General features: G+C 64.6%; 23 protein-coding genes. 16 read left to right on the top strand and 7 right to left on the bottom strand.

Going from position 1 to position 20137, the window contains the following annotated elements:
- Positions 1-8: 8 nt before the first annotated feature.
- Entirely contained in the window at positions 9-767 is a 759-nt protein-coding gene (gene ubiE, locus FNB15_RS04485) for a bifunctional demethylmenaquinone methyltransferase/2-methoxy-6-polyprenyl-1,4-benzoquinol methylase UbiE (protein WP_144067557.1), read from the bottom strand.
- A gap of 49 nt (positions 768-816) precedes the next feature.
- Between ubiE and mutM the strand changes: the two genes are divergently transcribed.
- The 6 genes from mutM to FNB15_RS04455 all read left to right on the top strand — a co-directional run bounded on the left by mutM (position 817) and on the right by FNB15_RS04455 (position 6288).
- The gene (gene mutM, locus FNB15_RS04480) at positions 817-1641 is read left to right on the top strand and encodes a bifunctional DNA-formamidopyrimidine glycosylase/DNA-(apurinic or apyrimidinic site) lyase (RefSeq protein ID WP_144067556.1); all 825 of its coding nucleotides are present in this window, start codon (positions 817-819) and stop codon (positions 1639-1641) included.
- A gap of 130 nt (positions 1642-1771) precedes the next feature.
- Positions 1772-2137, top strand: a complete 366-nt coding sequence (locus FNB15_RS04475) for a hypothetical protein (protein ID WP_144067555.1) — start codon at positions 1772-1774, stop codon at positions 2135-2137.
- Positions 2138-2162: 25 nt separating this feature from the next.
- Entirely contained in the window at positions 2163-2939 is a 777-nt protein-coding gene (locus tag FNB15_RS04470; RefSeq protein WP_144067554.1) for an enoyl-CoA hydratase, read from the top strand.
- Between the two features lie 17 nt (positions 2940-2956).
- Entirely contained in the window at positions 2957-4129 is a 1173-nt protein-coding gene (locus FNB15_RS04465) for an ATP phosphoribosyltransferase regulatory subunit (RefSeq protein WP_144067553.1), read from the top strand.
- A 25-nt stretch (positions 4130-4154) separates the two neighbouring features.
- Positions 4155-5450, top strand: coding sequence for an adenylosuccinate synthase (locus FNB15_RS04460; RefSeq protein WP_144067552.1), 1296 nt, complete (start codon positions 4155-4157; stop codon positions 5448-5450).
- A 145-nt stretch (positions 5451-5595) separates the two neighbouring features.
- A complete protein-coding gene (locus tag FNB15_RS04455) occupies positions 5596-6288 on the top strand; it encodes a hypothetical protein (RefSeq protein WP_144067551.1) in 693 nt (230 codons plus the stop codon).
- A 75-nt stretch (positions 6289-6363) separates the two neighbouring features.
- Here the strand turns inward: FNB15_RS04455 and rpoH are convergent, their stop codons facing one another.
- Entirely contained in the window at positions 6364-7290 is a 927-nt protein-coding gene (gene rpoH, locus FNB15_RS04450; protein ID WP_144067550.1) for an RNA polymerase sigma factor RpoH, read from the bottom strand.
- Between the two features lie 181 nt (positions 7291-7471).
- On the opposite strand from rpoH, the gene FNB15_RS04445 reads away from it, so the two are divergent.
- Positions 7472-8458, top strand: coding sequence for a dienelactone hydrolase family protein (locus tag FNB15_RS04445; RefSeq protein WP_185973710.1), 987 nt, complete (start codon positions 7472-7474; stop codon positions 8456-8458).
- Here FNB15_RS04445 and FNB15_RS04440 read toward each other — a convergent pair.
- From FNB15_RS04440 to FNB15_RS04430, 3 genes are all read right to left on the bottom strand, one after another.
- Entirely contained in the window at positions 8448-9134 is a 687-nt protein-coding gene (locus FNB15_RS04440) for a hypothetical protein (protein WP_144067548.1), read from the bottom strand. The genes FNB15_RS04445 and FNB15_RS04440 overlap by 11 nt on opposite strands.
- Before the next feature lie 35 nt (positions 9135-9169).
- Positions 9170-9382 (bottom strand): hypothetical protein, encoded by a 213-nt coding sequence (locus tag FNB15_RS04435; protein ID WP_144067547.1) that lies wholly within the window; start codon positions 9380-9382, stop codon positions 9170-9172.
- Between the two features lie 108 nt (positions 9383-9490).
- On the bottom strand, positions 9491-10519 hold the full coding sequence (locus FNB15_RS04430) for an RluA family pseudouridine synthase (protein WP_144067546.1): 1029 nt from the start codon (positions 10517-10519) through the stop codon (positions 9491-9493).
- Between the two features lie 30 nt (positions 10520-10549).
- Here FNB15_RS04430 and FNB15_RS04425 point away from each other — a divergent pair, with 30 nt between their 5' ends.
- The 3 genes from FNB15_RS04425 to FNB15_RS04415 are packed head-to-tail and all read left to right on the top strand — an operon-like array spanning position 10550 to position 12371.
- Positions 10550-10909: a hypothetical protein gene (locus FNB15_RS04425; protein ID WP_144067545.1), complete on the top strand. Its 360-nt coding sequence runs from the start codon at positions 10550-10552 to the stop codon at positions 10907-10909.
- On the top strand, positions 10906-11334 hold the full coding sequence (locus tag FNB15_RS04420; protein ID WP_144067544.1) for a M67 family metallopeptidase: 429 nt from the start codon (positions 10906-10908) through the stop codon (positions 11332-11334). Before FNB15_RS04425 ends, FNB15_RS04420 begins: the two co-directional genes overlap by 4 nt.
- 5 nt (positions 11335-11339) lie before the next feature.
- Entirely contained in the window at positions 11340-12371 is a 1032-nt protein-coding gene (locus FNB15_RS04415) for a threonine aldolase family protein (protein ID WP_144067543.1), read from the top strand.
- Between the two features lies 1 nt (position 12372).
- Here FNB15_RS04415 and FNB15_RS04410 read toward each other — a convergent pair whose 3' ends face one another.
- Entirely contained in the window at positions 12373-13281 is a 909-nt protein-coding gene (locus tag FNB15_RS04410; protein ID WP_185973709.1) for a LysR family transcriptional regulator, read from the bottom strand.
- 119 nt (positions 13282-13400) lie between these two features.
- Between FNB15_RS04410 and FNB15_RS04405 the strand changes: the two genes are divergently transcribed.
- Both FNB15_RS04405 and FNB15_RS04400 read left to right on the top strand, forming a co-directional pair.
- A complete protein-coding gene (locus FNB15_RS04405; RefSeq protein WP_144067542.1) occupies positions 13401-13622 on the top strand; it encodes a hypothetical protein in 222 nt (73 codons plus the stop codon).
- A gap of 93 nt (positions 13623-13715) precedes the next feature.
- A complete protein-coding gene (locus tag FNB15_RS04400; RefSeq protein ID WP_144067541.1) occupies positions 13716-14510 on the top strand; it encodes a DODA-type extradiol aromatic ring-opening family dioxygenase in 795 nt (264 codons plus the stop codon).
- Between the two features lie 3 nt (positions 14511-14513).
- On the opposite strand, the gene FNB15_RS04395 is transcribed toward FNB15_RS04400, so the two are convergent.
- Entirely contained in the window at positions 14514-14963 is a 450-nt protein-coding gene (locus FNB15_RS04395; protein WP_185973708.1) for a hypothetical protein, read from the bottom strand.
- 320 nt (positions 14964-15283) lie between these two features.
- On the opposite strand from FNB15_RS04395, the gene FNB15_RS04390 reads away from it, so the two are divergent.
- The 4 genes from FNB15_RS04390 (at position 15284) to fliF (ending at position 20131) form a co-directional block, all read left to right on the top strand.
- Entirely contained in the window at positions 15284-17146 is a 1863-nt protein-coding gene (locus tag FNB15_RS04390) for a flagellar hook-length control protein FliK (protein WP_144067539.1), read from the top strand.
- 21 nt (positions 17147-17167) lie between these two features.
- Positions 17168-17899, top strand: coding sequence for a flagellar hook assembly protein FlgD (locus tag FNB15_RS04385; protein WP_144067538.1), 732 nt, complete (start codon positions 17168-17170; stop codon positions 17897-17899).
- A 63-nt stretch (positions 17900-17962) separates the two neighbouring features.
- A complete protein-coding gene (gene sciP, locus FNB15_RS04380; RefSeq protein WP_425460294.1) occupies positions 17963-18298 on the top strand; it encodes a CtrA inhibitor SciP in 336 nt (111 codons plus the stop codon).
- A 186-nt stretch (positions 18299-18484) separates the two neighbouring features.
- Positions 18485-20131: a flagellar basal-body MS-ring/collar protein FliF gene (fliF, locus tag FNB15_RS04375; RefSeq protein ID WP_246068788.1), complete on the top strand. Its 1647-nt coding sequence runs from the start codon at positions 18485-18487 to the stop codon at positions 20129-20131.
- Positions 20132-20137 lie beyond the last annotated feature (6 nt).

Genomic DNA, 20137 nt, shown 5'->3' with positions numbered 1-20137 from the left:
CCAGCAGCTCAGATACGACGGGCCGAATGAAGTGCGGCGATGCCACCGCTGAGGTCGCGCACTGCCACGTTGCGGAAGCCGGTCGCCGTGATCATTTCGGCGAACCGTTCCTGGTTGGGGAAGCGGCGGATGCTTTCCACCAGATAGCGGTAGGAGTCGGCATCGCTGGCGACGATCCCGCCGATTTTCGGCAGCAGATTGAAACTGTAGAGGTCATAGATTTTCGCCAGCGCCGGATTGCGCACAGTGGAGAATTCCAGACAGAGGAAACGCCCGCCCGGCTTCAGCACACGAAAGGCTTCGCTGAGTGCCGCTTCGATATGGGTGACGTTGCGGATGCCGAAGGCGATGGTATAGGCATCCACCGATCGGTCGGGCAGCGCCAGCTTCTCGGCATCCATGCAGGCCCAGGTCAGGCGGCCCAGTCGCGCCTGGTCGATGGCGCGATTGCGACCCTGTTCCAGCATCGCGGCGTTGATGTCGGCCACGATGACCTTCGACTGCGGAGCGCGGTCCAGAATGCGGAAGGCGATGTCGCCAGTGCCGCCAGCCACGTCCAGCACGGTGATCTCGCCATGCGGATTGAGCCAGTCGATCATCGCGGCTTTCCACAGCCGGTGGACGCCGCCCGACATCAGGTCGTTCATGACGTCGTAGCGGCTGGCGACCGAATCGAACACTCCGCGCACGAGGCGCGCCTTTTCGGTCTCGGCTACGGTGCGGAAGCCGAAATGGGTCTCGCTGCTGTCAGAACCTGTCTTGCTCATGGCGGGCAGACCATAGCCGAAACGGGCCCTTAACGGTATAGAGACAGACATGCCTGAATTGCCCGAAGTGGAAACCACCCGCCGGGGACTGGCCCTGAAACTGGAGGGCCGGCGCATCACACGCATCGAGGCCCGGCGCCCCGATCTGCGCTTTCCGCTGCCGAAGAATTTCGCCAAATCCATCCAGGGCCGCCGGGTCGAGACGCTCGACCGCCGCGCCAAATACATCCTGGTCCGGCTGGAAGGCGATCTGGTCTGGATCATTCATCTGGGCATGTCGGGCCGCATGGTGATTCGCGCCGGCTGGCCCAACGATATCGGGCCGCATGATCATGTGATTTTTGCCACCGAAGACGGCTCGGCCGTCACCTTCAACGATGCGCGCCGCTTCGGCATGATGGATCTGGTGCCGGCAAAGAAGCTCGCCGAACACCGGCTGCTGGCGGGAATCGGGCCTGAGCCGCTGGGTGCGGATTTCACGCCTGCCGTGCTGGCGGCGGCACTGGCCGGCAAGAAAACCCCGATGAAGGCGGCCCTGCTGGACCAGACCGTGGTGGCTGGTCTTGGCAACATCTATGTCTGCGAGGCGCTGTTCCGCGCCGGCATCAACCCCGAAAAGCTGGCCGGCACAGTGAAGGCCGACAGGCTGGAGTTGCTGGTGCCCGCCATCAAGGCGGTGCTGGGCGAGGCGGTGGAAGCCGGCGGCTCGTCCTTGCGCGATTATGTGCAGTCGGATGGCGAACTGGGCTATTTCCAGACCCGGTTCCGGGTCTACGACCGTGAGGGCGAGGCCTGCATCACCTGCAAATCGAAGGTGCAGCGGATCGTGCAGTCCGGGCGGTCCACTTTCTTCTGCAAACGCTGCCAGAAGTAGCGATTCCCCGCCCGCCCAAGCCTTCCAAAACCAGCCTCGGGATGCCAAATTCCCGGCCATGTTCCGCCCCGGCTGGAGGTCTTTCCCGGTCCCGGCGCTAGCTGCACTTTTCGTCCTTGTCGCACCCCTCATGGGCGGTGTCGTCATCGGCGGTCTGGCGCTGGCGGGGATTCGTGCAAGCCTTTCGGATGCTCAGGCGGCTGCCGGCTTCCTCTCCATCGCTGAAGACGTCCCGTTGATGCCGGGTCTGGCGGAAAATGCCGATGCCGCCGCCGTGTTCGACAAGCCGTCGGGCCGCATCGCCAGCACGGAAGCCAAGGGTGCGGTGACCGCCAGTGCGGTGCGCCAGTTCTATGCTGCCACGTTGCCGCAACTCGGCTGGACCCGGCAGGACAACGAACAGTATCGCCGCGACAAAGAGCAACTGCGCCTTGGCTTCGTCGGCCGCGACGGCGCGCTCACGGTGCGCTTCGAACTGGCACCGCACCAGCAATAATCATTGAAAACCAGAGGAAACTGTCATGGCATATGAGAACATCCTGGTGGAGACGCGCGGCCAGGTCGGCCTGATCACGCTGAACCGTCCCAAGGCGCTCAATGCCCTGAATGCCGCGCTGATGCAGGAAATGACGGTCGCGCTGGATGCTTTCGAGGCCGACGACAACATCGGCTGTATGATCATCACCGGCTCGGAAAAGGCCTTTGCCGCCGGCGCCGACATCAAGGAAATGCAGCCCAAGACGTATATGGACGTCTACAAGGAAGACTTCATCACCCGCGACTGGGAGCGCGCCGCGCGCTGCCGCAAGCCGGTGATCGCTGCCGTGGCCGGCTATGCGCTGGGCGGCGGTTGCGAACTGGCGATGATGTGCGATTTCATCATCGCCGCCGACACCGCCAAGTTCGGCCAGCCGGAAATCAATCTCGGCACCATTCCGGGCGCCGGCGGCACCCAGCGCCTGACTCGCTTTGTCGGCAAGTCCAAGGCGATGGAAATGTGCCTCACCGCTCGCATGATGGATGCCGACGAAGCCGAGCGCTCCGGTCTGGTCAGCCGTGTGGTGCCGGCCGCGGAACTGCTCAACGAAGCGATCAAGGCGGCGGAGAAAATCTGCAGCCTGTCGCGTCCGATCGTGATGATCGCCAAGGAATCGGTCAATCGCGCCTATGAGACCACGCTGACTGAAGGCGTGCGGTTCGAACGTCGCGTCTTCCATTCCACCTTCGGCACCGAAGACCAGAAGGAAGGCATGAGTGCCTTTGCCGAGAAGCGCAAAGCTGATTTCAAGCATCGCTGAACGGATAGTCCACCATCATGGCAACGCGCTCCCGAACCCCTGCGAATGACGGCGACAGCAACGCGGCCGCCGGCCTGCTGCCGGCTGGCCTGCGTGACGTGCTGCCACCGCGCGCCGAATGGGAGGCGCAGGCGAGCGAGCGCCTGATCGCCAGCTTCACGGCGCAAGGGTATGCGCGCGTCAAACCGCCGCTGATCGAATTCGAGGAAACCCTGCTGGCCGGGTCGGGCCAGGACCTCGCCGGCCAGATGTTTCGCGTCATGGACCCGGTGTCGCAGCGCATGATGGGCCTGCGCACCGATATCACGCTGCAGGTGGCGCGCATCGCAGCCTCGCGCATGAAGGATGCGGTACGTCCGCTGCGTCTCGCCTATGCCGGCCAGGTGCTGCGCGTGCGCGGCACCCAGCTGCGGCCCGAGCGCCAGTTCGCCCAGGTTGGCGTCGAACTGATCGGCGCGGATGCGCTGGCCGCCGATGTCGAAGTTGCCGTGCTGGCCGCCGAAGCCGTCGCTTCACTCGGCGTTGCCGGACTGTCGCTCGATATCACGCAGCCGCTGCTGGCGCCGGCCATTATCGCGGCCCATGGCCTCGACCCGAAGCAGGCCAAAGCCGCCCGCCGCGCGCTGGACCGCAAGGATGCTGCAGAACTGAAGGCCGCCGGTGGCGCGGCCGCGCCCACGCTGCTGAAACTGCTGGCGCTGGCCGGTCCGGCGAAAACCGCGCTGGAAGGACTGAAAAAGCTGAAGCTGCCGGATGCGGCGGCGAAGATCGTCGGCGATCTGGACAAGCTGGTGGCGGAAGTTTCGGCGGCGGCGCCTGATCTGCTGGTCACGCTCGATCCTGGCGAATTCCGTGGCTTCGAATATCACACCGGCATTGCGTTCACGCTGTTTGCCCGCAATGTGCGCGGCGAGCTCGGCCGTGGCGGGCGTTACGTCACGCCGGCGGGCGAGACCGCCACCGGCTTCACGCTCTACCTCGACAGCGTCATGCGCGCCCTGCCGCCGCAGGCAGCACCCGCGATGGTCTATCTGCCCTTCGGCACGCCGCGCAGCACGGCCGTGAAGCTGCGCAAGGATGGCCATGCCACCTGGGCGGCGCTGGACCAGGAAAGCACGGATATGAAAAAGGCGGCGAAAGCCGCCGGGTGCAGCCATTGGTGGGACGGCAAGACCGTTCAACCGCTTTGACCGTTTCGCGTGAAGGATTGTTGAGATGAGCAATGTTGTGGTGGTCGGCGCCCAGTGGGGCGACGAGGGCAAGGGCAAGATCGTCGACTGGCTCAGCTTACGCGCCGATGTCGTGGTGCGGTTCCAGGGCGGGCACAATGCCGGCCATACGCTGGTGATCGGCCAGAATGTCTACAAGCTGTCGCTGCTGCCGTCGGGCATCGTGCGCAAGAACAAGCTGGCCGTGATCGGCAACGGCGTGGTGGTCGATCCCTGGGCGCTGTTCGCCGAGATCGACAAGCTGCGCGGCCAGGGCGTGGAAATCGGCGAACACAATCTGAAAGTCGCCGACAATGCCGTGCTGATCCTGCCGCTGCATCGCGAACTGGATGGCCTGCGCGAAGACGATACCGCCGGCGGCGTCAAGATCGGCACCACGCGGCGCGGCATCGGCCCGGCCTATGAAGACAAGATTGGCCGCCGCGCCATCCGCGTCTGCGATCTGGCCGACAAGGCGACGCTCGGCCGCAAGGTCGACGGCCTGCTCGGGCATCACAATGCGCTGCGCCGCGGCTTCGGCGCCGAGGAAGTGAACCGCGCCGAACTGCTGCAGCAGCTGGCCGAGATCGCCGAGAAGATCCTGCCTTATGCCGCGCCGGTCTGGCGCGATCTGGATGAAGCGCGCCGCGCCGGCAAGCGCATCCTGTTCGAGGGCGCGCAAGGGTCGCTGCTCGATGTCGATCACGGCACCTATCCGTATGTGACCTCGTCCAACACCATGGCGGGCTCGGCGTCGGCTGGCTCGGGTCTCGGGCCCGGTTCGCTCGGTTATATCCTCGGCATCGTGAAGGCCTACACCACGCGCGTCGGCGAAGGCCCGTTCCCCACCGAACTGACCGACGAGATCGGCCAGTGGCTCGGCGAGAAGGGCCATGAATTCGGTGTCGTCACCGGGCGCAAGCGCCGCTGCGGCTGGTTCGATGCCGTGCTGGTGCGGCAGACGGTGAAGCTGAACGGCATCCACGGCATCGCGCTGACCAAGCTCGATGTGCTCGACGGGCTGAAGGAACTGAAAATCTGTGTCGGCTACGAAGTGAACGGCAAGCTGCTGGACTACTTCCCGGCCGGCATGGGCGACCAGGCCGCGGCGAAGCCGGTCTACGAGACGCTGGAAGGCTGGAGCGAGACCACGCGGGGCGCGCGGAGCTGGGTCGACCTGCCGGCCACGGCCGTGAAGTATGTCCGCCGCATCGAGGAGCTGATCGGCGCGCCGGTGGCGCTGCTCTCCACCTCGCCCGAGCGCGAGGACACGATCCTGATGAAAGATCCTTTCGAGGACTGATTCCGCAAGAATCCAGTCCGATCAACGACTTCCCCGCGCGTCAGGTTATCGAATCTTAATGCCCGTTACTGAGCCATAACCTGCCCGGATCGGCCGGTTTGGCAGACACTGTGTCCATCGAGATCACCGGACCCGGGAGGGGTTCATGCTCAGGACGCAGGAAGCAGCTTCGTTCAATTTCGGCCAGGACGGCATGACCGGTCTGTGCGAGGCGATCTGCCTCGATGCGATCGAAGTCACCTCGGTCACCCGCGTCAGCATCTGGTTCTTCGACGACAACGGCGACATGGTCTGCAAGCGCCTGCTGGATTCCCGCGATGGCCGCTTCCAGGACGGCGCCGTGATCCCGCGTTCGGCCACCGCCGCCTATCTCGATGCCGCCCGGCAGGGCCTGGCCTCGATGCAGACCGAGAATGCCCCCGAACTTCCCTCCGACAGCTCCGACACCCGCGACAAGATCCAGGCCCGTATCGACCTGCTGCTGGTCGATGCCCAGAACAACCCGGCCGCAATCTTCCGCTGCGAGCGCTGGGATTCGGATGCCGACTGGCGTCCGCGCGACATCACCGTGCTGCGCAACCTGGCCCAGACGCTCGCCACCGCCGTCCGCCGCAATAGCCTGCCTGCCATTCCGGCGCTGCCGTCGGTCGCGCTCTATGGCATGGGGTCCACGCCGCAGAATCTGAACTGGCTGCGCCACAAGGACGAGACCGCGATCTGGCTGCAGGCCCTGTCTGCCGAGACCGCCTTCGACGCGCTGAATATGGATGTGCCGCTGTCGGGCGCCGACCCGCTGCTGGACGATCCCTTCGCCGATCTCGACGACGACATTCTGTAAGTTAAACTTTCCCCGGACGAAAAAGGGCTGCGTCGCAAGACGCAGCCCTTTGTTTTTTCGGCCAGAGACTGCGGCTTATGCCGGCAGCTGCTGGGGAGTGGTTGAAGACTGGCCGCTCATGCCCTGCTCCAGCGCCGCATTGCGCACGGCTTTCTGCAGCTTCTCGAAGGCGCGCACCTCGATCTGGCGCACGCGCTCGCGGCTGATGCCATAGCGCGCCGAAAGGTCTTCCAGCGTGGTCGGCTCCTCGGTCAGGCGGCGCTGCATCAGGATGTCGCGCTCGCGCTCGTTCAGCTCCTGCATGGCATTGGCCAGCAGCTGCTTGCGGCTGTCGAACTCGTCGCCCTCGACCAGACGGGCTTCCTGGTTCGGCGTCTCGTCCACCAGCCAGTCCTGCCATTCGCCGCCGCCCTCTTCGTCATTGCGCAGCGGCGCGTTCAGCGAGGCATCGCCACCGGCCAGGCGGCGGTCCATGGTGATGACCTCTTCCTTGCTGACATCCAGCTGGGTGGCGATCTTCTCCACCTGGTCGGGCGTCAGCTGGCCGCCATCGATCGCCTTCATCTGCCCGCGCAGGCGGCGCAGGTTGAAGAACAGCTTTTTCTGGGCAGCCGTCGTGCCGATCTTCACCAGTGACCACGAGCGCAGGATGTATTCCTGGATCGAGGCGCGGATCCACCACATGGCATAGGTCGAGAGGCGGAAGCCGCGGTCGGGATCGAAGCGCTTCACCGCCTGCATCATGCCGACATTGCCTTCGGAAATCAGTTCGCCCACCGGCAGGCCATAGCCGCGATAGCCCATGGCGATCTTGGCGACCAGACGCAGGTGGCTGGTGACCAGCTTGTGCGCCGAATCGACATCGCCGTGGTCGCGCCACGACTTGGCGAGCATGTACTCCTCCTGCGGCTCCAGCATGGGGAACCGGCGGATCTCCGAGAGGTAACGCGAAAGGCCCCCCTCGATGGAGGACAGGGCAGGCAGGCTGGACGTGGCAGACATCTTGGAAACTCCCCCGGCCGGGCTTTTGGGGTCCGGCGCTGAACGAGATGTGGGTGCTTTGTCGCTCATTTGCAACCGAGCAAAGCGGCCAAATACGGCGGAAGTGCGGCCGGTCTTGCCAGTCCGGCCCTCCCTTGTGATAGTGATCACAGGAAGACTGCAACCTCCGGGGAGGGGTGCCATGCGGCTGAAGGCCGGAGTGTGGGGAACCGCGTTGGCGCTCTGGCTACTGACGGTCGCCCTGGCCCCGGGTTCGGCCCGGAACGACGCCCGGGCCCAGACCCGGGAAATCCTCGAATTCACCAGCCCGTCGCGCAACGGCCCGGTGACGGTGAAGGCCGAGCTGTTCCTGCCCGAAGGCATCAACGGGAAGATGCCGGCGATGGTGATCCACCATGGCAGCGGCGGCGTCAGCAACACGCGCGAATATGCCTATGCCCGCGAATTCACAAAAATGGGCGTCGCCTCGATCGTGCCCGACAGCTTCACGCCGCGCGGCGTGAAAAGCACGGTGGAAGACCAGACCACGGTGTCGAGCAACGACATGATTGCCGATGCCTTCAATGCGCTGAAACTGGCCGCAGTTCATCCGCGCCTCGATCCGGATCGCATCGGCATCACCGGCTTTTCCAAGGGCGGCACGGTCGCGATGCGCACCGGGCTGCAGATCATGGTGAACCGCCATGTGCCGAATGGTCCGCGTTTCGCGCTGCATGTGCCGTTTTACGCGGGTTGCGACAACATGTATCTCAACATGCGCACCACCGGTGCGCCGATGCTGGTGCTGATCGGCGGCGCCGATACCTATGTCGGGCCGCAGCGCTGCATCGACGCGGTCGAGCGCATGCGGGCAGCGGGCAGCAAGGTCGATATGGTGATCTATCCGAACGCACAGCATGGCTGGGATGGCGTTGGCCGGCCCTGGAGCTATCCGAACGGCGAGAATTACAGCAAATGCACTTACGTCGAGCAGGCCGACCGCAGATGGGTGGAACAGACCACAGGGCTGACTACGACCGGCAGCGACGGCAAGGCGGTGGTGGAGAATGCACGCAAGGCGCTGGCGGCGTGCAAGACGCTCGGCGTCAGCGGCGCGCCGGACGAAGCGGTGAAAGCGCAATCGCTGGAGGCGCTGAAAGGCGCGATGAAGGCGGCGTTCAAGCTTTAGTCTTCTCACGCGGTGTTTTCGCCTTCGGTTTCGGTGGCGGCACGAAGGGCTTGACCTCCGCCGTTGGCCGGATGCCGAAGCCGGCGCGCACATAAAACAGCACGCGGTTCGGTTCCTGGCGCGCCCATTCGATGGCGTGATAGCCGCACCACTGGGTGGTGATGGCCCCCTTGGTTCCAACCGGCACAGTGACTTCCATGCTTGGCACACGCACGCGGACAAGGTTCTTCTTGTTGGTTGCGAACTTGTTCAGGATACGAAAAAAGCGGCCCGCCAGGTCCTGATTCTCCTTGTTCTTCTCGATGTAGAAGGTGATGTCGCCCGTCGAAGGATGCGGCACCGGTTCGTCATAGACACCGCCGCCCAGCCGGAACGTGACGCTTGGTGCGGGAGGGTCGGAGAAATCCCAGCGCCAGCCGGCCGAATTGTGGCGAGGAAAGACATGGGTGCTTTTCTCGCACTGTGGCTGCCATGCCGGATCGAACACCATCTTGACCCGGCTGCTGGGGCCGACCTGCGTGTCCAGGAGGTGGCTGACCATCGGCAATTCCGGCGGCTCCGGCGTGGTGACGTTGTCGTCCTTGCGATTCCCGGGGTCCGGTTCGCGGTAATAACGCGCCTCGGGGAAGGCATCCTGCAGTCCGAAGCCGAAATCCCACCAGTCGCGCTCCATCATGCAGACCTCGCGACTGCGCCAAAACAGCAGTGACTTCATGGCAGTGGCTTTCCGCTGTCGCGCAATCTCTGGGCGCGCTGTGCGCTTGCCGGGCCGGGATAGTCCCGCGAGGTTTTCGATGGCGGCTTCTGCAATTCGCCGCGCCGTTCCCAGTCGTCGCGCAGCTTTTCCATCACGTCGCGGCAAATCTCACGGGCATTGCGCCGGAATTCCTCCGCCGTCATATGCTTGCCCTGCTTCTCGAACATGGCCACCTGCTCGCCCTCGGTCTTGCCGCCGATATCATCTCGATAATATTCCTATAATATGTACCGCATTTGTTCTATTTCTCAATCTGATTTTTTACAAAGTCAGCCTTAGCGCGGCGTGTTGCGCTGGCTCGACAGCAGCTTCAGCAGTTTGGCGAAATCCTCGGGCAGCGGGCTCTCGAAGCGCAGCGCCTTGCCGGTCACCGGATGTTTGAATCCCAGCGTGGCGGCATGCAGCGCCTGGCGTTTGAAGGCGAGCAGCGCCGCGCGCGCCGCATCGCCGAGCTGAAAGCGCTGCAGGTTGCGGGCGCGGCCGTAAACCGGGTCGCCGATCAGCGCATTGCCCTTCGCTGTCATATGCACGCGGATCTGGTGCGTGCGGCCGGTCTCCAGCGTGCAGCGCACCAGCGCGCAGACCGGCTGGCCCTTGCCGTCGAAGATCAGCTTCTTGGTTTCGTAATGCGTGATCGCGTCCTTGCCGCCGCGCGTGACAATCGCCATGCGCTTGCGGTCTTTCGGGTCGCGGCCGATCGGGCCTTCGATGCTGCCCTGCAGCGGATTGGGATGGTCCCAGACCAGCGCGTCGTAACTGCGCTCGATGTCGTGTTCGGCAAACAGCGCGGCCAGCGCATGATGCGCGCGATCGTTTTTCGCCACCACCACAAGGCCCGACGTGTCCTTGTCGATGCGATGCACGATGCCCGGCCGCTTCACGCCGCCGATACCCGACAGCGTGTCGCCGCAATGATGCAGCAGGGCGTTCACCAGCGTCTTGTCCGGACTGCCGGGCGCGGGATGCACCACCAGGCCGGCCGGCTTGTCGATCACGATCAGATGCTCGTCCTCGTGGACGACGTTCAGCGGGATATCCTGCGCCTGCGGATCGGCGGCGATGGCCTCGGGCTGGCCCACGGCATAGACCTCGCCCGGTTTGATCTTGCGGGAGGGGTCGGATATCGTCGCGCCGTTCAGATGGACATGGCCGTCGAGCACCAGCGACTTGAGCCGCGAGCGCGACAAAGACGCCTCGTCCGCACCCGGCAGCAGCGCCATGGCGGCGGCCAGGTAACGGTCCAGCCGTTCGCCGGCCTGGTCGGGCGGCACGGGCGGCAGGGTTTGAAAGGTCATGTCGGACATTGGGAGACGGTCTCAAATGGGTGAGCGGGTATGAGCGAAGATGTGCAGGAGACCCGGAAGATACGGTGGTTGAAGGCCACCGTCATCGGTCTGGGCGTCATCTTCCTCGGTCTCGCCACCCTGCTGATCGTGCTGATCATGACCGGCGGGCCGAAACGTACGCCATCGGCCACCGCCACGGCGCCAGGTTCATCTATTGGCGTGCGCAACGTCACGGTCGAGGACTTGGAATTCATGATTCCGCGCAACAGCCGCGTGGCCGAGGTGTTTGCCACCGGCAACCGCATCATCCTGCGCGTGCGGCTGGCGGATGGCACCGAGCGACTCTACGCGCTGGATGGCGAGACGCTGAAGCCGCTCGGCAGCCTGACGGTGAAGACCGAGCGATGAGTGCTTTGCGCCTGTCGAGGGCACAGGCGGCGCAGCTCGCGCAGCTGGGCGAGGCGGCCTGGCCGCGCGAGGCCTGCGCGCTTCTGGTCGGCGACAGCAATTTGCGCGTCACCGAGATCGTGCCGGCGGCGAATGTCTCGACCGATCCCGAGCGCGAATTCGAACTCGATCCCGCCGTGCATATCGCCACGCTGCGCAGGCTGCGCGAGAACGGCGGAACCAATCGCATAATTGGTCACTGGCACAGTCACCCCAACGGGCGCGACGAACCGTCCGCAAAAGATGCTGCGATGGTGAGCGATCCGGGACTCGTCTGGCTGATCACGGCGGTGCATGATGGCCGCGCCCTGCCGCTGCGCGCCTTTCAGGCCGTTGCCGCCGGTGCGGGCTTCGGTTTCACGCCTCTGGCGATCAGGCAGGATTGAGCAAGATGGATTTTCGCAGCGACAACGTGGCCGGCGCGGCGCCCGAAATCATGGCGGCGCTGATGGAGGCGAATAAAGGCGACGTGTCGTCCTATGGCGCCGATCCGTGGAGTCTCAAACTCGATGCCGCCTTCTCGGCTTTGTTCGAGCACGAGTGCAAGGTGTTCCCGGTGGCCACCGGCACGGCGGCGAATGTGCTCAGCTTGAGCTGCATCGCGCCGGGCTATGGCGCGATCTACTGCCACCAGGATGCCCATATCGTCACCGACGAATGCAATGCGCCGGAATTTTTCACCGGCGGCGCCAAGCTGGTCACCTTGCCCGGCGAGAATGGCAAGATCGATGTTGCGGCGCTCGATGCGGCGCTGTCGCTCGGCTGGGCCGGTTCGCAGCACAATCCGCAGCCGTCCGCCGTCAGCATCACCCAGGCGACCGAGGCCGGCACGGTCTATTCCGTCGATGAGGTCGCTGCCATCGCCGAGCGCTGCAAACGCCATAACATGAAGCTGCATATGGACGGCGCGCGCTTTGCCAATGCGGTGGCGGGATTGAATGTCGCGCCGGCCGATCTCACCTGGCGCGCCGGTGTCGATGTGCTCAGTTTCGGCGCCACCAAGAACGGCGCGATGGGCGTGGAAGCCGTGGTCTTCTTCAAGCCTGAGCTGGCCGAGAGTTTCCTGTATCGCCGCAAGCGTGGCGCGCATCTCTTCTCCAAGGCGCGCTTCCTGTCGGTGCAGCTGCTGGCCATGCTGGACAACGGCCTGTGGCTGCGGCTGGCGCGTGAGGCCAATGCCCGCGCCCGGGAGCTTGCCGACGGGCTGGGCAATCTGCCGGGCGCGAAAGTCATCTGGCCGGTGCAGGCCAACGAGGTCTTCGTGCAGCTGCCGGCGGCGGCGGCGGACGCCATGCGCAAGCGCGGCGCGCTGTTCCACACCTGGAGCGAGGCCGACAGCCTCTACCGCTTCGTCTGCGCCTTCGACAAGACCCGCGACGACACGGCAGCGCTTGTGCAGGCAGCATCTGCCGCGCTGAAGTAACTCACATCTTCCACGGCGGGTTGAGCGTGTAGCACTCGACCAGGTAATCGGCGAAGGCGCGGACTTTCGCCGCCAGATGCTTGCGCGCCGGATAGACCACATGGATCGGCCGCAGGATATCGGCGGTGTGTTCGGTCAGCACCGGCACCAGGCGGCCTTCTTCGATGGCCTGCCGGATACCGAAATCGGCGGCGTAGCACAGGCCCACGCCGGCCAGCAGCATGCGAAAGATCGCATCGCCGTTGCTGCTGCGGAAATTGCCGCGGATGGCCGTGCGTTCGATGCTGCCGTCGGGTTTGCGGAACGGCCATTCGTTCAGGCCTTCCGGTCCGTCGAACAGCAGGCAGTTGTGCTGTGCCAGATCCTCCGGTGTTTTCGGCGTGCCGTATTTTTCCAGATAACCCGGCGCGGCACAGATGATGCGACGGTGCTCGCCCAGTTTGCGCGCGATCAGCGTCTCGTCGCGTAACGCCCCGGTGCGGATGCCGACATCCTCGCCCTCGGCCACCAGGTCGACCACCTGATCGGCGAAGGTGATCTGCACGTCGATTTTGGGGTAGCGCGCGAGAAAGTCCGGCAGCAGCGGCACGACCTGGGTCATGCCGAAACCATGCGCGACATTGACCCGCAGGGTGCCGCGCGGTTCCGCCTCGGCACCACCGACGCTGGCCTCCACCGCATCGATATCGGCGAGGATTTCGCGCACCTGGTCGGCATAGACGCGGCCCTCGGCGGTCAGGCTGACGCGCCGCGTGGTCCGCTGCAGCAGTCGCGCGCCCAGCCGGTCCTCCAGCCGCGAGATCAGCTTGCTGACCGCGGACGGCGACAGGCCGAGCGGTTTGGCGGCCTCGCTGAAGCCGCCATGATCCACCACCTGCAGGAAAGCCTGCATTTCGCCGTATCGATCCATGGTGTTCGACCTATTAATGAATTTCAGTCATCAAATACTGCCAAATCTCTGTATTAATGAAAAGCGCGACGCAGCATAGAGTTGAGGTCATAGCCACCCAGCAGAGGAAGGCCTCCCCGATGACACAGTCGCTCACGTCCCAGATTGAAACCCGCTTCCAGACCGTCGGCCAGCCGATCCGCTACATCTCGGCCGACGAGATGGCCTATCTGCGCGCCCGCGCCAGCAGCCTGCGGGCAGAGTCGAACAAGGCGCTGTTCGACGGCCTCGTCGCCCGCATCGCCAATGCCTTCCGCCCGACGGAATGGCAGGCCTCGGCCCGGATCGTTACCGTCGAGTAAGGCGGCACTTCAAGGTAACGTCTTGCGGCTTAGCTGCCGCTGACTTAGGTGATCGCTGCGCCGTTGCTTGTGACGGCGCAGCAGGAACCTCCGATGTCTTCTTCATCCACACGTCTGCCCGCTGTTTTCATCAGCCATGGCTCGCCCATGTTGACGCTGGAACCGGATCGTCCGGCACACCAGTTCCTGCGCACTGCTGCCGCGCTGTGGCCAAAGCCGAAGGCGATCCTCGCCGTCTCCGCGCATTGGGAAACCGCACAACCCGCCGTCGGCGCCGTCGCGCAACCTGAGACCATCCACGACTTCTACGGCTTTCCGCCGGCGCTCTATCGCATGCATTACAACGCGCCGGGCACGCCGCAGCTGGCCGCGCGTATTCGCGATCTGCTGGCGGAGGCCGGCTACGCGGCAGCTCTGGATGCACAGCGCGGCCTCGATCACGGCGCCTGGTCACCGCTGACGCTGATCTATCCCGATGCCGAGATTCCCGTGCTGCAGCTTTCGATCCAGTCGCAGCGCGATCCGGCGCATCATCTGGCCCTGGGCCGTGCGCTGTCTGCGTTGCGTGATGACGGCGTGCTTATCATGGCGACCGGCTCGATGACCCACAATCTGCGCCTGCTGGACCGCAGCGACAGCCAGCCGCCGGCCGAGTGGGCATCTGCGTTTGCGGAGTGGATGGCGCAGAAGCTGGCGCAGCGCGACGATGCGGCGTTGCTGGATTATCGCCGTCAGGCGCCGTTCGCGGCGCAGAACCATCCGACCGACGAACACCTGCTGCCGCTCTACGTCGCGCTCGGCGCGGCTACACCGGGCCAGCCGGCCGAACGCATCCATGCCAGCTTCGCGCATGGCTCGCTGGCGATGGACAGCTACAGTTTCGCGTAGAATCTAGCGCGCGATATCGAGCAGCAGCCGGACCACGACGACGTCCAGCACCACGATATACAGCAGCATCAGCAGCAGCATCAGATAGCGGTGGATGTCACCGCTGAGCTTTGGCTTGCGGCGCAGTGCGTTGCGCGCAAAATTGGAAAAGTCGGTCGCCAGATATGCCATTTTGGCGTGTTCGTTGCCCTGCCAGGATTGCAGCATGGCAACGACGCCCAGACTGGCGGCGCCGACAAAGCTTAAGAATCCGGCGACGAAGCGCGTCACGTCGGGCGCGAAGGGGACGGCGATGCCGATCGCCACCAGTGCCAGCGCGATCAGGGTGAAATACTCCACCATCCGCCATTGCTGCCGCTTGGCGAACAGCACGTTGCGGGCGGCGGCATCGTAAAGCAGCCGGTATTCGGCATGGGTGACGTCGTCGAGTTCGCTGGGGGCAAGCTGCTCCACCTCATCCTCCGCCGCGGGCGCCGTGGCGGGGGCCTTGGGAGCGAGCGGGCGGGGCGGGGCGCTTGATCCGCCACCAGAGGGTTTGCCGGGCTGAATCGCCATGACCCCAGTCTAATCCTGTTTCAGTCCGGGACCTAGGCCGGCCTCAAGGGGGCGTACGGCTGGGGTTTCCGGTCCCGGCAGAAATTGCCGCCCGGCAAAGACGGCGGGGGCAATGGGCTCCGACGTCTCTGAAATATTATCTCTGAATCATACACTTATCTCGATCATGGGACTTGGCCCGGCGCTTGCTTCTAAAGCTGCGACGAATTGAGGATTCCATGAAAGTCGCACAGGTAAACAGCCCTCTCGCTTCGACCCACGGCCAACCGGCCGAGGAGCCCTCGAGCCGTGCCGACGCTTTTGCCCGCGTGCTGCAGACCGCTGTATTTGGCCAGGGCAGCGAAGCGGTGGCGAAGACGACCGAGCGCGCCATGGCGGCGGCCGCGCCGCGCACCGAAACCCGCCCGGTCGAGCGCCGCGAGCGCGCCGAGCCGGCCTCGACCCGCCCGAACACCACGCCCGCCCCGCGCAAGGACACTGTCCGCGATACCAACACCCGCGACACGGCTGCTGCCCAGAAGCCCAGCGAGGGCAAGGCACCGGCCAGGACCGAGACCAAGCCCGCCAAGGACACTGCCGAAAAGCCTGTCGCCGAGCAGACTGAAAAGGCCCCTGAAGACGCTGCCGCCACTGCGCCGCAGCAGGATGCCGCTGCCCAGCCGGTCGACCAGACTGGTGAGCAGACGGCCGAACAGCCGGAGGCACAGGATGCCGCCGGTGACACCGCGGAAGAGACACTGCCCGAAGATGCCGGCAAGCCGGTGGTGGCCGATGCTCCCGATGCCGCGCTGATTCTCGCCCTGCTGCAGACCCAGGTGGTGCCGGTGGACGCCGCCGCGGCTGTCACCACCATTGCCGCGCCGGCTGCTGATGCCGCTGCTGTCGCGACTGTCCCGGTTGTCTCCGTCCTGTCGCCCGAAGAAGCCGCTGCTGCCGCGCTGGCCGCCGCTGCCGAAGCGCAGACCAAGGCGGCCGCGCCGGTGCAGACCCATGCTGCCGATGCCGAGCCCGTCGATGCCAAGGCCGCCGCGCCGGCGGTGGCGCAGCCCGCGCTGCCAGCTGGCGCTGCCGAGCCGCAGATCAAGACCGCCACCGACACCAGTGCCGCTGCGTTGCTCTCGCAGCAGCAGACGGTGTCGGCAGAAGATTTCGCAACACTCCAGCAGGCGCTGACGGCCCAGAATCAGGGTCAGGTGCAGGTGCAGGAACAGGCCGGTAAGCCGGCCGTGACGGCCGAGGCGAAGCAGAAAGCCGAGCCCAAGGCCGACAAGATCGTGACCGTCGATGTGCAGACGGTGATGGCAACGCCGAAGACGCTGGTCGATCAGTCCGCGCTGTTCGCCATGCAGGACGACGACCAGGCCGTCGCCGACATGGCGCAGTTGCAGCAGCAGGCCCAGGCCGCGTTGCAGCAGCAGGCGCAGCCGACGGCGTCAGAACTCAAGTTCAATGCCGCCCTGCTGCAGGCCGCTGCCGACGACATCGCGTTGCAGGCCGGCAGTACCGCCAGCAGCAGCGGGACCAGCGGCCAGCAGAGCGCTACCATCGGCGCCACTACCGCAACGCAGGCAACACAGGCAACACAGGCAACGCACCAGGCCGCGACGCAGACCGCCGCGCGCCATCTCAATGCCTATGTGCCGGTTGGCGAACAGGTCGGCGTGCAGATCAAGAAGGGCGTTGCCGAAGGCCTCGACAAGATCTCGATCAAGCTCGATCCGGGCAATCTCGGCAAGGTCGAGATCAAGCTGGAAATCGGCCATGACGGCCGTCTGCAGGCGGTGATCGCCGCCGACAAGCCCGAAACCCTGCAGCTGCTGCAGCAGGATGTGAAGAATCTTGAGCAGTCGCTGCGCGATGCCGGTCTGAAGACCGACCAGCAGTCGCTGAATTTCACGCTGCGCGACCAGAGCCAGGCCAATGAAGGCCGCGATGGCAACGACGCCGGCAATGGCCGCCACCAGAATCGTGGCGGCGAAGAGTATGCCGAAACCGGCGCAAACACTGATCCGGCGCAGCTTGCTGCTGCCAACGCACAACGGGCTGCCACCGCACGCGGCGGGCTCGATATCCGCATCTGATTTGTCGCAAGGAGAACCACCATGGTTACCGGCGTAGGCTCAACCACCACCGTCCCGCAGACCCAGTCGGAAGTTTCCGGCGTGTCGCTGGCGAAGAACTTCGACACCTTCCTCACGCTGCTCACCACGCAGCTGAAGAACCAGGATCCGACCTCGCCGATGGACTCGAAAGAGTTCACCAACCAGCTGGTGATGTTCAGTCAGGTCGAACAGTCGATCAATCAGAACAAGAACCTGGAAAAGCTGCTGGCGATGTTCGCCTCGCAGCAGAGCAGCAACAACCTGAGCTACATCGGCAAGATCGTCGATGTCGACGATAACCAGGTGGAATTGCAGCAGGACGGCAGCGCCTTCTGGTCCTACGAACTGCCCGCCGGCGCCACCAGTGTCAAATACAACATCCTGGATTCCGCGGGCAAAGTGGTGCGCACCGTGACCTCGAACGCGCCCGCCGGTGGTTTCCCGAAGGGCCGTATCGAACTGGCCTGGGACGGCAAGGACGGCCAGAGCGTCGCGCAGCCGGCCGGCAAGTACAAACTGGAAGTCATCGCCAAGGATGGCGGCGGCAAGACCATCGAAGGCAGCAAGGTCTATGCGCGCGGCTATGTCAGCTCGCTCGATACCGTGGATGGCCAGCAGTATCTCGTCATCGGTGGCAACAAGTACCTGCCCGAGAAAGTCGTGTCGGTCTATCCGGCGCCGGCGGCCCCGAGCAACGATGACGAAGAGGAAGAGCAGCAGCCTGCGGCGTAAGCCGCGTTGGCTTCTCTCCCGGTTGTTTCCAGTAGCTTTTTTTGACGTGAGGCGATGACGACCATGCAGAACCTGATCGAGACCATGACCAGCCCGACGCGCCCGATGGCCGCGCCGACCAGCGTGATCGGGCCCGAAGGTCAGCGGATCACGCGTGACACCCTGCCGCCAGCCAATACCAAACGCTGGGTGATCCGCCGCAAGGCCGAGGTTGTGGCCGCGGTCCGTGGCGGCCTGCTGACGCTGGAAGAAGCCTGCGAGCGCTACATCTTAACGGTCGAGGAATTCCAGTCCTGGCAGCGGGCCATCGAGCAGCACGGATTGCCCGGTTTGCGCACCACCCGGCTGCAGGAATACCGCCCCGGTACGTTAAGGGATCCGGCGATTCGCAGTTTTTAGGGAAATCCTATTAACTAGCTGATTTTATTACTGTTTGTGTGGTTAACATTCCGGTAGGCAAAATTTGCCGGGATGTTAACCTCTCCTTCATTCCCGCTACCTAATTTGGCGTCTGTGGGCAGGTTTGGGACCAGCCCGTAACGCGTGCCTTGGTGCAGGGGTGATGCCGTGAACGGTATTATGAACATGATGCGGAACATTGGTCCCGCGCGGCTGGCAATGCTGGCGGCGACGGCCGCGGTTCTGATCGGTTTCTTCGTCTTCCTGGGTATGAAAGTCACGCAGCCCAAGATGGCGCTGCTTTACGGCAATCTGGACCTGCAGTCCTCCGGCGAAATCGTCAATCGCCTCGAAGCTCAGAAAATTCCCTACCAGATCGTCGCCAACGGCGCGCAGATCCTGGTGCCCGAAGACCGCGTGCTGCGGGCCCGCATGCAGCTGGCCGAAGGCGGCCTGCCGTCGGGCGGCGCTGCCGGTTACGAAATCTTCGACAAGGCCAATGCCCTGTCGGCGACCAATTTCATGCAGAACATCAACCATCTGCGCGCCATGGAAGGCGAGCTGGCCCGCACGATCCGTTCGATCGAGCAGGTGCAGACCGCCCGCGTGCATCTGGTGCTGCCCAAGCGCGAGGTGTTCAGCCGCGAACAGCGCGAGCCCTCGGCCTCGATCATCGTCAAGACGCGCGGCGGCCGGCTCGACCAGCCGCAGGTCCGCGCGATCCAGAATCTCGTCGCCTCGGCGGTGCCTGATCTGAAGCCGTCGCGCATCTCGATCGTGGACGACCGCGGCAACCTGCTGGCCGGCACGCAGGAAGAGCCCGATGCGGCCACTGCCACGGCCAACCGCATGTCCGACATGCGCCGCCAGATCGAAGACCGCCTGCGCAAGAATGTCGAGGCGCTGCTCGAGCGTTCGGTCGGCGTCGGCAACATCCGCGCGGAAATCTCGGTCGACATGGATTTCGACCGCGTCACCACCAACCAGGAACTGTTCAATCCTGACCAGCAGGTGGTGCGCTCGACCCAGACGATCACCGAAAATAACCAGAGCCAGGAAGGCCAGCAGAACGTCACGGTCGCCAACAACCTGCCGGAAGCGCAGGGCCAGGGTGGCAGTCAGGCGACCACGAGCGGCAACCGCACCGAGGAACTGGTCAACTACGAAATCTCCAAGACGATCCGTACCCAGGTGCGTGAAGCCGGCACGATGCGCCGCGTCACGGCGGCCGTGCTGGTCAACAATATCGTGCAGGTCGACGGTTCGGGCCAGCGCTCGTATCTGGCGCGCTCGCCGGAAGAGATGCAGCAGATCAATGCGCTGGTGCGCAGCGCCATCGGCTTCGACCAGCAGCGCGGCGACACGGTGGAAATCGTTTCGATGCGCTTCGCCGAGCCGGGCGACGTGCCTGAGGAAATCGATCCGAACAGCCTGCCGGTCCTGCTCGGACTGACCAAGGCTGAACTGTTCCGCATCGGCGAGATCGCCGGCTATGTCCTGCTCGGTCTGCTGGCCATGCTGCTGGTGGTGCGTCCGCTGATCCGCCGCGTGCTCGAAGCCTCGCAGGATAGCGAAGACATTCCGCCGGGCATGCTGACTCCGGCCATGCCGGGCCTGCCGATGGTGGTGGGCGGCGCGCCGCTCGCCGAGCTGCCGGCGGCGCCCGATATTGGCATGGCACCGCCGACGCCCGGCATCGAATCGATGATCGATATCGCGCGCATCGAAGGTCAGGTGAAGGCGTCCAGCTTGAAGAAGATCGGCGAGATCGTCGACAAGCATCCGGAAGAGGCCGTGTCGATTATCCGCAACTGGCTCTATCAGGCCGCCTGACAGGTC

Source organism: Ferrovibrio terrae (assembly GCF_007197755.1).
In the GTDB taxonomy this organism is placed as follows: domain Bacteria; phylum Pseudomonadota; class Alphaproteobacteria; order Ferrovibrionales; family Ferrovibrionaceae; genus Ferrovibrio; species Ferrovibrio terrae.
This window is presented reverse-complemented; position numbering and strand designations above follow the sequence as displayed.